At 62.5% G+C, this 12,396-nt stretch carries 15 protein-coding genes; 6 read left to right on the top strand and 9 right to left on the bottom strand.

The genetic code is table 11. From position 1 onward, the window contains the following. Positions 1-89 precede the first annotated feature (89 nt). A complete protein-coding gene (locus tag R3P95_RS23105; RefSeq protein ID WP_094641778.1) occupies positions 90-686 on the top strand; it encodes a hypothetical protein in 597 nt (198 codons plus the stop codon). 55 nt (positions 687-741) lie between these two features. Here the strand turns inward: R3P95_RS23105 and pabB are convergent, their stop codons facing one another. The 3 genes from pabB to R3P95_RS23090 form a co-directional block, all read right to left on the bottom strand. Further along, positions 742-2,814 carry an aminodeoxychorismate synthase component I gene (gene pabB / locus R3P95_RS23100; RefSeq protein ID WP_149405758.1) on the bottom strand — a complete coding sequence of 691 codons (2,073 nt, stop codon included), beginning with the start codon at positions 2,812-2,814 and terminating at the stop codon, positions 742-744. 10 nt (positions 2,815-2,824) lie between these two features. After that, entirely contained in the window at positions 2,825-3,220 is a 396-nt protein-coding gene (locus tag R3P95_RS23095) for a chorismate mutase family protein (RefSeq protein ID WP_082898863.1), read from the bottom strand. Between the two features lie 280 nt (positions 3,221-3,500). Beyond that, positions 3,501-3,839 carry an RNA polymerase-binding protein RbpA gene (locus R3P95_RS23090; protein ID WP_027497120.1) on the bottom strand — a complete coding sequence of 113 codons (339 nt, stop codon included), beginning with the start codon at positions 3,837-3,839 and terminating at the stop codon, positions 3,501-3,503. 192 nt (positions 3,840-4,031) lie between these two features. Between R3P95_RS23090 and R3P95_RS23085 the strand changes: the two genes are divergently transcribed. From R3P95_RS23085 to R3P95_RS23075, 3 genes are all read left to right on the top strand, one after another. Next, positions 4,032-4,364, top strand: coding sequence for a hypothetical protein (locus tag R3P95_RS23085; protein ID WP_317549627.1), 333 nt, complete (start codon positions 4,032-4,034; stop codon positions 4,362-4,364). Positions 4,365-4,455: 91 nt separating this feature from the next. Beyond that, entirely contained in the window at positions 4,456-4,911 is a 456-nt protein-coding gene (locus tag R3P95_RS23080) for a tellurite resistance TerB family protein (RefSeq protein WP_317549626.1), read from the top strand. Positions 4,912-5,122: 211 nt separating this feature from the next. Then, positions 5,123-6,796, top strand: coding sequence for a cation:proton antiporter family protein (locus R3P95_RS23075; RefSeq protein ID WP_317549625.1), 1,674 nt, complete (start codon positions 5,123-5,125; stop codon positions 6,794-6,796). Positions 6,797-7,249: 453 nt separating this feature from the next. Here the strand turns inward: R3P95_RS23075 and R3P95_RS23070 are convergent, their stop codons facing one another. The 5 genes from R3P95_RS23070 to R3P95_RS23050 all read right to left on the bottom strand — a co-directional run bounded on the left by R3P95_RS23070 (position 7,250) and on the right by R3P95_RS23050 (position 10,948). Further along, a complete protein-coding gene (locus R3P95_RS23070; RefSeq protein ID WP_317549624.1) occupies positions 7,250-8,089 on the bottom strand; it encodes an SDR family NAD(P)-dependent oxidoreductase in 840 nt (279 codons plus the stop codon). Next, positions 8,086-8,430 carry a nuclear transport factor 2 family protein gene (locus R3P95_RS23065; RefSeq protein ID WP_317549623.1) on the bottom strand — a complete coding sequence of 115 codons (345 nt, stop codon included), beginning with the start codon at positions 8,428-8,430 and terminating at the stop codon, positions 8,086-8,088. The genes R3P95_RS23070 and R3P95_RS23065 overlap by 4 nt, the downstream gene beginning before the upstream one ends. Before the next feature lie 75 nt (positions 8,431-8,505). Then, positions 8,506-9,657, bottom strand: a complete 1,152-nt coding sequence (locus R3P95_RS23060) for a GNAT family N-acetyltransferase (protein ID WP_317549622.1) — start codon at positions 9,655-9,657, stop codon at positions 8,506-8,508. Positions 9,658-9,704: 47 nt separating this feature from the next. Beyond that, the gene (locus R3P95_RS23055; protein ID WP_269594087.1) at positions 9,705-10,235 is read right to left on the bottom strand and encodes a hypothetical protein; all 531 of its coding nucleotides are present in this window, start codon (positions 10,233-10,235) and stop codon (positions 9,705-9,707) included. 239 nt (positions 10,236-10,474) lie between these two features. Then, positions 10,475-10,948 (bottom strand): hypothetical protein, encoded by a 474-nt coding sequence (locus R3P95_RS23050; RefSeq protein WP_068047269.1) that lies wholly within the window; start codon positions 10,946-10,948, stop codon positions 10,475-10,477. An 80-nt stretch (positions 10,949-11,028) separates the two neighbouring features. Here R3P95_RS23050 and R3P95_RS23045 point away from each other — a divergent pair, with 80 nt between their 5' ends. Together R3P95_RS23045 and R3P95_RS23040 are read left to right on the top strand one after the other, a co-directional pair. Further along, positions 11,029-11,517 carry a hypothetical protein gene (locus R3P95_RS23045; protein WP_317549621.1) on the top strand — a complete coding sequence of 163 codons (489 nt, stop codon included), beginning with the start codon at positions 11,029-11,031 and terminating at the stop codon, positions 11,515-11,517. Between the two features lie 2 nt (positions 11,518-11,519). Then, entirely contained in the window at positions 11,520-11,909 is a 390-nt protein-coding gene (locus R3P95_RS23040) for a transcriptional regulator (protein ID WP_317533958.1), read from the top strand. 198 nt (positions 11,910-12,107) lie between these two features. Here the strand turns inward: R3P95_RS23040 and R3P95_RS23035 are convergent, their stop codons facing one another. Beyond that, positions 12,108-12,386: a hypothetical protein gene (locus R3P95_RS23035; RefSeq protein WP_317549620.1), complete on the bottom strand. Its 279-nt coding sequence runs from the start codon at positions 12,384-12,386 to the stop codon at positions 12,108-12,110. Positions 12,387-12,396 lie beyond the last annotated feature (10 nt).

The raw sequence follows: 12,396 nt of genomic DNA, 5'->3' as shown, positions 1-12,396 counted from the left end.
TTCTTCACATCGCAGGGCACATCTACGAATACCATCGGCACTCGAGACGAATGCCGTCGAATACGAATCACTACCATCAGGGGACAGAAGTGAAACTGATCAGAACAGCAACGGTAGCGGTGGCGTTGACCGCTGCGGTGGCCACCGGAGCAGGCCATGCTGTGGCAGACCCGTCGTCGGACCCGGTGAACTACGAGACTTCGGTCAACCCGGACGGCACGGTCACCACCATCCTCGATGCCGGGCTGTTCCGGGTCGACGCCACGAGCGAGAACGTGTCCGTCATCGACCAGGCCGGTGCCACGCTCGCAACTGTTCCGCTGGAATACACCATCAACGGCACCGTCTACTCGATCGCACCGCTGATCGGTGCCGAAGGTCGCGAACTGACGTTGACTCCGCAGACGGTTCCCGTCGCCGAGGTCGCAGGTCCGCGGACCAAGCAGCAGGCATTCGACAACATGGTCAACCAGCTCGCAATCGGCTGGAACAACGGTGGCGGTGTCGGCACGGCGATCGGCGCAGGCCTCGGTTTCGCCATCGGCTGTGTGTCGATCTTCCCGAACTTCATCTCCGGGTGCATCATCGGAACCGTCATCGGTACGGTTGCCGGCGCGGTCATCGGTACGTCCAACGGAAACCCGCAGGCTCAGCCTGCCGTGTTCGAGTACTTCACCACTCCGTAAGGCAGAACGGCCTCGAGCCGACGGAGGTCCGAACAGCGGGTGGAGCGCGTGCGCTCTACCCGCTGTTCGCTGTTCGCCCGGTCAACGCCCGGCGCATCGACACAGCCTTGACCATCGTCTCCTCGAACTCCTCGTCGGGATCCGACAGTGCCACGATTGCACCACCCACTCCGTACGTCACTTCGTGCTCGGTGGCCACGATCGTGCGAATGACGATCGAGAAGTCTGCGGTGCCGGTGATCGAGAAGTAACCGATGGCACCCGAGTACACCCCGCGCGGTCCGTCTTCGAGCTTGTCGATGATCGCCATCGTGCGGATCTTCGGGGCTCCTGTCATCGAACCACCGGGAAACGCGGCACGGATACAGTCCGCCGCGGATGCGTCTTCGCGCAGGCGGCCACGAACGGTCGAGACCAATTGGTGCACAGGAGCGTAGGTTTCGACATCGAACAGCTTCGGTACGTGAACCGACCCCGGCACGCAGACCTGGGCGAGGTCGTTGCGCACCAGATCCACGATCATCAGATTCTCGGCCTTGTCCTTCTCGTTCGCGACGAGATCGGCCTTGAGCGCGTTGTCTTCTTCCGCAGTGGCTCCGCGGGGACGCGTCCCCTTGATCGGCTTGGACTCGACTACGCGGTCGGCGTCGATGCGCAAGAAGCGTTCCGGAGACGCACTCAACACCGACAGCTCGGGAAACTTCAGCAGCGCACTGTACGGAGTGGGGTTGATTTCACGCATGTACGAGTAGGTGGCGGTCGCGTCGATGGAACCGGCTACGGTCGCCGTGTTGGTCAAACAGACCTCGTACGTCTCACCGGAGCGAATCTCGGCGAGGCACTGGGAGATCAGATCGAGGTAGTGGGCACGGTCGTGGCGTAGACGGGGCTCGAGCGATCGATCGGCTCCGAGCAGGGGAGTGCCCGATGCTGGCGCACCCGCACGGTCGTTCGGGACGGCCTTTCGCGACAAGCCACGCAGGGTCTCGGTGACAGAGTCGAACCACTGCGCCAACACAGGATCCCCGGGGGTGGTGGCCAACCCCATCAGATACAGGGTGCCGGCTTCGTGGTCGAACACCAGCGCGCGATCTGCGAAGACCATCGACGCGTCGGGAGTCGAGGCCGTGTGAACCAGTTGGCCACCGGTATCGGCCTTGAGTTCGTATCCCAGATACCCCACGTAGCCGAGTCCGAAAGCAAACGGTAGGTCGTGTCGAGGGGGAGTGGACCGCTCTCGCAATCGCTCGTCTATGTAGTCGAAGAATGTCGAGTGGATGCGCTCGGTCGTACCGTCGGCACCTTGCACGGTCACCGTGGTCTCGGCAACCGAGTAGGTCACGTACTCCGCGTGGGGACCCGAGCAGTCGCCCATGACGGTGAATCTGCAGTCCGGTTCGAGAGCCGCGCTGCCGTCAAGCCAGAAACTCTTCGAGCCGTCCGCGAAAAGAGCCTCGAATACCTGCTCGGAGTCGAAAGCCTCGTCGAGCGAACGTGTTTCGATGGTGAAGATCGAATCCTGAGTCCGTGCGGCGCTCGATGCGGCCGATTGAGCCAGTGTCAGATCGCGGAAGTTGGCGAGTAGTTCGCGGCCGTATTCGGTACTGATCGACTCGGGATGGAACTGAACGCCCCACATGGGCTTGCTCCGGTGCCGCACGGCCATGACGAGACCGTCGGGCGTCCATGCGACTTCCTCGAAGTCGGCAGGGGTGCGGGTCACCACGAGCGAGTGATACCGCACCACCGAGTAGGGCGAGGGGATTCCGGCGAACAGGTCAACGCCGGAATGAGTGATGTCGGTGATCCTGCCGTGCATCGGCGCGGGCGCCAGATCGACACTGCCACCGAACAGATGGCACAGACCCTGATGCCCGAGGCACACGCCGAGTATCGGTAGACCGGACTCGAGTATCACGCGAGAACTGATCCCGAAGTCCTGCTCCACATCGGGCCGCCCTGGACCGGGTGAGATCACGACGTTGTCGAAGGCCTCGAAATCCAAGGACGTCCACTCGACGTCGTTCTTGACCACCGTCGGCGGCCGTCCGTTCACCTCGGTGAGAAGGCTGTACAGGTTGTAGGTGAACGAGTCGTAATTGTCCACCAGGAGCGTATGAATCGTCATCGGCGTGCTTCTACCGTTTCCTGTCGAGGCCCGGCCCGGGCGTCGGAGAATCGATGATCGAATCCTCGACGCGACATGCCTCTGCGATCATCGTTCGGTACAGATCTTCGAGAAAGTCGGGGGACATCCCATTCGCCGACGCGAATTCTCTCGCTCGCTCTGTCACCAATCCGACACGGCCTGGTTGCATCATCGGAATGGCGTGTTCTCGTTTTACGTGTGCAACACGTACACACACATCGATGCGGTCTCGAATTGCAGCGCGCAGAACTTCGTCGATTCCGTCCAACTCGCGCCTCAACTCCGCAAGCTTCTGCTCGCCGACTGCGCGATGACCTTCCGATTCCGCTTCGGAGGCCGCCGTGCGCAAAGCGTCGGTCGAGCGCTGATCAGAATCCTGGCTCACGAGTTATTGCCCCCTGATTTTTCGAGTGCGATGCCGCTGTTTATCGGTATTCTCCGACAACTGTTACGGCGACCGTTCACGAATCGTCCACTTGTGTGACAACCGATACTCGATGATGGCACCTCGGACAGCCACCTCGCCACTCGATCGTATTGGAATACCTGGTCAAGCGACAATGAATGCAACAAAGGTCCGCGAAAACATCCGACAAGTTCGATATACATAAAAAAACTGCACCGCCGGATTGTTTCCAATCAGGCGGTGCAGTGAACGGCGACCATCATGCGCCGCGGCGCTTGACCTTCAGCAGGTCCAAACGCTCTTTGAGAAGTTCTTCGAGCTCGTCGACCGAACGACGCTCGAGCAGCATGTCCCAGTGGGTACGGGGAGGCTTGACTTTCTTGGCCTCCGGCGCGGTTCCCTCGATCAGCGACCCTTCCAGACCGTTGCGGCAAGCCCAGGTTCCGGGAATCTCGGCATCGTCGGCGAACGGTACGTCGAACTCCTCGCCGTTGTCGCACCGGTAGCGCGCAACGCGGCGGGGTGCCAGGTCGTGATCACGGTCGGTCTCGTAGCTGACCGCTCCCAGTCGGCTACCTCGAAGTACACGATCTGCCATGGTGAAGTCCTCTCCATCGATAGTAGGTACGTGCGTCGAAGCCATTCGTCGACATCGAACTACACCGTCTACCCACTGATCTACAACGTCGCCGCGCGTCGGTTCGTTCCCGGGCCGATGAGTCCCGGTGCGATCCCATCGGCGCAGCTTATCGGGCGATCTTACCTCGCGGCCGCAGTAGGCTGAACGACCATGTCCGCCAGAACCCGCCGCGACCAGACATGCGCCTGGTGCGGGCGCCCGGTCGCCGATACAGGAACCGGCCGTAAGCGGCGGTACTGCCGTCAATCGTGCCGTCAGCGAGCCTACGAGCAGCGCAGCGCGACGAAAGGGACGTCGATTCCCGACGACGCCGTCGTGCTGACAGCGGAGGAAGTGTCGGCCGTAGCAGACAGAGCGTTCGAGGTTCGGTGTGCCGCCGAGGACGTCAGGACGGCGGTGGCGGAAGGTGCCGACGCTGCGGAACTGCACCGACTGTGCGCCGAGCTGTTGGCCAAAGCTCACGACGCAGAGCGACTGCGCTGAACTGCGGTTCCTTACTCGTTCACCGACTCCATGGACAATGGTCGTACCGCCCGCGTGACTGCGCAGGCGGTACGACCTAGTGAGGAGCTCCATGGCGTTCTGGGATCAACTCAAATCCAAGGCACAGGAATTGAACGGCCAGCTGCAGACCAAGACCAGCCAGTTCAAGAACAAGGAATTCGCCAACGGCAGCATGGCCATGTGTGCCCTGATCGCGGCGGCGGACGGCGCCATCGATCCTGCCGAGCGCCAGAAGACGGCATCTCTGATCGCCGGTAACGAGGCTTTGAGAGTGTTCGAGCCCGACGAGCTTCGGCAGAAGTTCGACTGGTACTGCGACAAGCTGCAGGGAGACTTCGACTTCGGGAAGGTCGAGGCGACAGCCACGATCGGCAAGCTGAAGTCGAAGCCCGACCAGGCACGGGCCGTCATCCAGATCGGCATCATCATCGGCGGCGCGGACGGCCACTTCGACGATCACGAGAAGGCTGCCGTGCGCAATGCGTGCTTCGCAGTCGGAATCGATCCGGCCGAGTTCGAGCTCTGAGTCCTTCCGTACGGAAGGACCGCGGTAGTCGATCGTGCTGACGGCGATCGACGAAGTCATCAGGCGACTTCGTCGATCGCCGTTCTCGTCGGCAGTCGTCCGCTGTGAAATGTGGCGAATGCCGGGATACTAGGGGCACTCCGACGGCGTGTGCCGACGTCGAACGATCCGTTGGAGATCCGGTTGCAGCCCACCAGCAAAGGGACCGTGCATGACAGTTGCCGCGATCTACCTCGTCATCGCCTTCGGTCTGGGCGGACTTGCCATGGTGGTACGGCTACCTCCCTTGGTCGGGTTTCTCGCTGCCGGTTTCGTCATCAATGCGCTCGATGTCGGTGAGGTGCCCCAGCTCGAGCTGATCGCCGACCTGGGCGTGACACTGCTGTTGTTCGCTATCGGTCTCAAGCTCGACGTTCGTATTCTTCTGCGCCGGGAAGTGTGGCTGACGACATCGGTGCATCTGGTGGCGAGCATCGTGGTCGGTACCACCTTGCTGTGGCTCGCCGCCGTCGCCGGGTTGGCCATGCTGTCAGGCCAGAGCCTGACGACGATAGCGTTGCTCGCCTTCGCGATGTCGTTCTCGAGCACAGTGTTCGTGGTCAAGGTTCTGGAAGAGCGAGGGGAGTCGCACGCCCTCTACGGACGGGTGGCAATCGGCGTCCTGGTCATGCAGGACATCGTTGCCGTGGTTTTCCTCACCATAACCAGCGGTTCGCTGCCGAGCCCATGGGCGGTGACGCTCGTACTGCTGTGGCCGGTGACGCGGATCCTTCGGAGGATCTGGAGCGGACTCGGCCACGGCGAGATGCAGTCACTTTTCGGCATCGTGATGGCGCTGGTCCCGGGTTACGCCTTGTTCTCCGCCCTGGGGCTCAAGGGGGATCTGGGTGCACTGGTCATCGGCGTGTTGCTGGCATCGCATCCGGCCTCGTCCGAACTGTCACGATCGCTGTTCCACATCAAGGAACTGCTCCTGGTGGGCTTTTTCGTCTCGATCGGTTTGTCCGGGCTGCCGGACCTACCCAGTCTCGGTGTCGCCCTCCTCATGGTGCTTCTGCTGCCACTCAAATCCGTCCTGTACCTGGCGCTGTTCGCCCTGATGAAGTTGCGGTATCGGACCGCGCTCCTGGCCGGACTGAGCCTGATGAACTACTCCGAATTCGGCTTGATCGTCGTGTCGGTAGGAGTGACGACCGGCCTACTCGCACCGGCCTGGCTGGTCGAGATGTCGATCGCCGTGGCTTTGAGTTTCGTCGCGTCGGCTCTGGTGAACGGCCGTGGCCACCTGATGGTCGAGAAGATCGCGACACGTCTACCCGAGCAGGACGAGTCGAGCCTGCATCCCGAGGAACGCTCCGGCGATGCCGGCGACGCCGAGGTGGTCGTGATCGGAATGGGGCGTGTCGGGTTCGCGGCATATCAGCGGCTCACCGATCACTACGGCCTCGATGCCGTAGGAGTCGACTACGACGGGCCTCGCATTCGTCGCCTGGCCGATCAGGGACTACGAGTCATCGAAGGGGACGCAACCGATCTCGATTTCTGGCATCAACTACGGCATTCCGAGTCGGTACGCATTGCCGTGCTCGCGATGCCGCGTCACGGTGCCAATGTCACAGCACTCGCCTGTCTGCGCGAATCCGGATTCAGTGGAACAGTTGCGGCAGTGGCCCGCTACGACGACGAAGTGCAGTGGGCCAAGGAGCACGGCGTGGACATCGCGTTCAATGTCTATGCAGGTGCGGGGTTGGAATTGGCGGATCAGGTCGCCACGACATCGCCCGATCCCGTCGGCAACGAAAGCGACTCCGACCTCGGTACCTCACAGTCCGAAAAGATCCCTCGGCCGACCACGAAACCGGTACCGCTCGACGAGCATCCCTGACCGATTCGCGTGGGATATTCGAGGGCCATGGGAGAGACACCGAATCGGCGACTGGACCGCGGCCTGCTCGTCCCAGCTCCACCCTTCCGAATCGTCACAGTGACGATTCGGAAGGGTGGAGCTGGGCGAGGGGAATGCAAGAGAGTGGCGCAAGCTCGATCGGAATCGCACATTTCATCCGGATCCACACATTTCAGTCAACAGCCGCGAGGAGCTGCCCGTTGGACAACAGCGTCGAGTGTCCGCCGCTGCGTTCGAGTGGGACGTGCACACAGCGTTCGACGCTGAAGCGCCGTCAATGCGTCGACTACAGGAACCGAACCGCCGCAGCGTCCATCGACACCCCCTGAACTGCGGCTCCGTTTTGCCGATAATCAACATTATGTCAACTAGTCGGAACCCCCGGCTCTACGTCAGTTGCAGCGCAATACCTCTCTGTTTCAGCGGGCCTGGCTAGGCGGGGAAATCCACGCTGCGAGACAGTGTTTCGTTTGACCGGATGTCGCTCAGATTTTGTTCCAGCGCGTCGATCACGGCGTCGTATCCGCTGTTGCCCAGGATCAGCCGGTGTGGCGGTGGGTTCTGGGCCATCGCTGCGACCACTGCACGGGCACCGCGATGCGGGTCTCCCGGTTGCACCCCGTTCATGTCGACGAAGTCGGCCCGCACCTGTTCCAGCATCTCGCGGTATTCCGGAATGGCCTCCGCGATGGGCTCGTCGGCGAATCCGGCGTAAGCGTTCGTGCGGAAAGCGCCCGGTTCGACTGCCAACACGGAGATGCCGTGCTCGGCGACTTCCTGGCGCAGCGCGTCGGTGACGGCCTCGATCGCGTATTTCGTGGCGCTGTAGTAGCCGAACCCGACCGCCGCCAGAAGCCCGGCCACCGAGGACACGTTGACGATCCACCCGCTTCCACGAGTGCGCATGCCTGGTAGCACTGCGCGCGTGACGGACAGCACGGCGAAGAAGTTCAGCTCGAACATCGCCCGTATCGAGGACTCGTTCATTCCCTCGATCGATCCGTACCAGCCGCGACCGGCGTTGTTGACCAGCACGTCGATACCGCCGAAATGCTCCTCGGCCGTGTGTACCGCGCGGAGCACCTGCGCCGCGTCGGTGACATCCATGGGCACGACGAGAACGCGGTCACCGTAACGATCGGCCCACGACACCAATTCCTCCGGACGCCGGGCGGTGAGTACCACGCGGTCCCCCGCCTCCAGCGCCACCTCGGCGTACGCCATGCCGAAACCGCCGGGTGTGCCACCGGTGATGAACCATCGCTTGCTCATGGCTCGATCACCAGCCGCTGAATCAGCGCGCCGTCGAGCGTGAAGCGGTAGTGCAGGTCGACGACTCCCCCGGGGAAGTTGCCTTCCAGATGCTGCTCGACGTCGACAGTTGTGCCGGACGTGGTCGCTCCGGTGAACTTGCTCGTGTAGGTGTACTCACTCTCACTGACCGAGGCGATCAGCCAGGCCTCGATCTCGTCTCGGCCCGAGTAGTCGTGGCCCTCATCGGTTACCACGGCATCCGCGGTGAATACGGAGAGCCCGCGAGCGCCTTGCTTGGAGTCGAGTGCGGTCATGAACTTCTTCACGTTGTCCGGGAGTCCATCCCATTGTGTGGTCATGACCCCACGGTGATGCCTCCCCCAAGGGGAGTGTCAACACCAGGTCCACCCGGGTAAAACACTCCTCGCAAATATTCAGACGGATCGTAGAAAACAGCGAGCAGACTCGAGCCGATCGGCGTCGTAGTCCTCCCACTTCGCTGCAGGCACATCCTGATGCCCGACCTCGACGAAACTGCGTTTGGCGAAGAACTCCGCGGCCTCACCGCTGACCGTGACCGCGAACAGGGTCGAGATGCCTTTCGTGCGGCAGACCTCCAACAATCCGTCCATCAACAAGCCGCCTGCTCCCAGTCCGGAGAACTCGGCAACGGTGATCAAGCCGGACACTTCGCCGAATCCGGTTCCGGCGTAACGGTCCACCTCGAGTCCGACGATGCCGGCGAGGTGCCCCGTGCGCAGTACCCGAGCACCGAGCCCACCGACAGCCATCCTGGCAATCTCGATCCGACTGCGCTGCTTGAGAACCCCTTCTCGCACTCCCTGTGCCACCAAAGCCTCTATCGCCGGGAAGTCGTCCACCTGTAGCGAGGCCAAGTGCAGGTAGCGGCCTTGGGTCAGGACGGTCCCTCGGCCGTCGAATGTGAACAGCTCGAATTCGAGATCCTCAGCACGACAGAGGTTTACGCTGTATGCACCACCGGCAAGTGCTGCCTCGGCGGCTGGGGGGAAATCGTCGAGCCCCCGTTCGGCCAGGTGGGCGACCAGGCGCTCGCGGTGCAGGTCGATGTCGGCGAAGCTACGAGGAGGATTACCCCAACCCCCGCCCGGATCGGTCAGGACCATTTTCGATGCCCGCACGCTCGCAGACACGGTGCCGGCAGTGCGCGCGACAGCGGCCGCCTCCGCCCCGATCACGACGCATTCCGAGTCCGCGATTGCGAGCCACAGACGGGCGACGGACTCGTCGTTCCAGACAGTCGCACCGGCCATGGCCACACCACCGACTGCAGCGGTGACTTCCGGAGCATGGTCGGCCGGAACCACGAATATGAATCGCGTGTCGCCAGTGCCGAACTCACCGACCGTCCGTTCCACTGCTTCCAGAGCCGCGACGCTCACCATGGGAAGGGCGATCACGATCGTGACCCCGCGGAACTCCTCGACGAAGAAGTCACGCTCGGCAACAGGCACCCCGCTGGACGTCAGCTCGACCGCCACCTCGCGCGGGACCGCTGGCCGCGGCCGCAATTTCCGTGGGTTGGCGCGCAGATCGTAGTTCGTCATGGTGGGTCCAAGTGTGGACTGTCGACTCACACCCCGCAACGTCCGAATCAGTAGGTGTAGTTGATACCTCGGGAGAACGTGAATCCGCCCGTGGGTGCGGTACACCCGATTATGTCGTCGGGCCCGGACCGGCACACCACGTCCTCGACCGACAGCACCTGGCCGAACTCGAGTATTGGGGCGTTCGCATCCACGTAGATGCCCTGTGTCGTGCACATGCTTTCCGAGCCCGCCGCGGTTACGCGAACAGCGACCTTGTCGTTCTCGGCGTTCGAGCATTGCGGTCCGTCGAAAGGATTTCTGCCGTCCACGGCCTGACATCCCACTCGCCCCTCGGGCCCGTCGGCGTCCCAGATGCCGCAGTGAATGTTGCCCGTAGGCGACGTGAAGTTGTATTTGTCACTCCCCGTCCGGAACGTCACGGGATCGACGTTGCCTGCTTCGTCTCCCGACGGCTGCAAGATCGCACCACCACCACCCGGCACCAGGTCCGCTGCTTCCTCCGGCGTTCGCGTCGACGGAGCGACTGCAGATTTCTGTGGGGATTCGGCCTCGAGCCGAGTCGGCGGCTCGGCCACAACCGACGACTCGGTGCTCGTCCCCGCGGGCGACGTCGTCGTCCCAGCGGGCACACGTGTCGTGTCCGGCGCGGCACTGGTGTCCGAATCGCCACTCGCACAACCACCTAGGGCCAATCCGCACACAGTCGCGACCAGAACAACTGACTTCCGAGCAATTGTCACGTTTCCTCTTTTCTCTTTCGAGTCGACATGAAGACGTCACGGCTCTCGCCCGCCGGAAGCCGGTTCGGCGCTGTTCAGCGGGCCGGCACCTCGAAGGTGGGGCTCGGTGTATGCGCGGCACTCGTTCTGAAGGTGACCGTAAGCGGCCCCTCCCCTGTCTCGATGTCCACGTAAGGGTTTGCCACATTGGGGCCCTGGAACCGCCAGCTCGCCACCCGCTGCTCGGCGGTTCCGCTGAGTCCTGTGTCGTGGTTACGCCAATCCGCATAGATGCTCAGATAACACTCGTAGTCGGCTGATCCGGCCCATGCCGGGCTGTACAGGTGGGTGGTGAAATTCGCACGAATCTCGTTGGGCGCGTAACCGCTCTGGACATTCACATCGACGGTACCGCCGAGACATTGGGGAACCTCGGCGAGCGTGTAAATCCGTTGTTGCGGCGAGAAGTATCTCTCCTGGGCACCGGCTTGCGCGGCGCTGGTACCGATCACGGCTGTGAGCGCGCTGGCGAGGACGAGTGAACGAGTGACGACCGGATGCTTCTTCATGACCCTCCATGGATGTGCGCGGTGTACTTTCAGGATTCAACGTAACACTTGCCTAGACGGAAAGTGTTAGAGTTGCCAACATGGAAAGCAATCAGTCGCCGGACGACGTGCGCGATCTTCTGGGTGCGCTCCACGCCGATCGCGTCTCCCTCGCAGATCGTCTCGCTGCACCGTCCTGGTTCTACCCGGTCTTCGCCACCGTGACCGCTCTGCACGTAGGAACGCCGGTATTGCCGGACAGCAACGTGGGTGCCGCACTCGCCGCCCTCCCGGTAGCGGCAGCCGCGACATTGGCTCTGCTCTACCCCCGCATATCCGGGGTGCGACCGGCGGCAGTAGGCATGGTGGGATGGGGTGTACTCATCGGGCTCCTGGTGAGCGTGCTCGGCCTGTTGAGCGTGTCCTACGGTGTGGTGGCGTCACTGTCTGCGTGGTGGGTACTTCTGCCGCAGGCCGCGTGCTTCGTCGTCGTGCTGTTCGGCGGTCGTCTGTTCGACGGCGTGTACCGAACCCATCTGCACGCTGGAGGCGTCCGGCAGCTCACCGGCCGCCGGTCCAGGAGTAACTGATCGTGACCGAAGATCCCGGTTTCGGGCCGAAATTCGATTCCGTCATCCATGCTCCAATCCGCTTGCGCGTCTGCGGAATTCTGCGGCGAATCGACGAAATCGACTTCGCGGTCATACGCGACACACTCGAGATCAGCGACGCGTCGCTGTCGAAACATCTCAAAGCGCTCTCCGACGCGGGCTACGTCTCGATGAACAAGACTGCATCGCTGTCACGTTCGGACTCGAGGAGAGTGACGTGGGTGAAGCTGACAGGTGCCGGACGGGAAGCGTTCGATTCCCATATCGCCGAACTCAATGTCATCGCCCACGGCCACCCGGAACCATCGCCGTCGCGACCACCCCTCATGACGTGGAGTCCGACCTTCGGTGCCACACCCGAATTAGGCTGAACTGCATGTCATCGGGTGCAATTTCCACCACCCAGCATCCGAACGAACCGCCGCTGTACCGGCGACGCCGAGCCTGAATCCGATCACCGCCATCGGCGACAACAGACTGCCCGTTGTCCGACCGACACAGCCATCAGCTGGGGTCGGCCGCACAACGACGAATCGACCCCACTCCCCTGCACTCTGCGCTCACGTCCATCAGATGACCGTAATCATCAACGGCGACAACCATTTTCGAGGACGACGTCGCATCCATTCGTCGGTCGCGTTCGTGCCGGACAGCGTTGGTGCCGGACTGCAGACGGTTGTGCGGTGCCCGGGTTGTTCGGATCGCCAGCGATCGGCGTCGAACAGACGTACAAGGCGTGCGGTGAACGGCGCGACGACCTGCCTGGCTAACGAGAAGTCCTGGCCGACAGATTCGAGCAGGTAGAGGTCACGATGGTGGGAAATATGGCGCTCTTCGCCGCTCGACATCCCATCGAGG

It is taken from the genome of Rhodococcus cercidiphylli (assembly GCF_033042225.1).
Lineage (GTDB): Bacteria > Actinomycetota > Actinomycetes > Mycobacteriales > Mycobacteriaceae > Rhodococcoides.
Note: the sequence above shows the minus strand (reverse complement) of the source record. Positions and strands in the feature narration are given on the sequence as shown.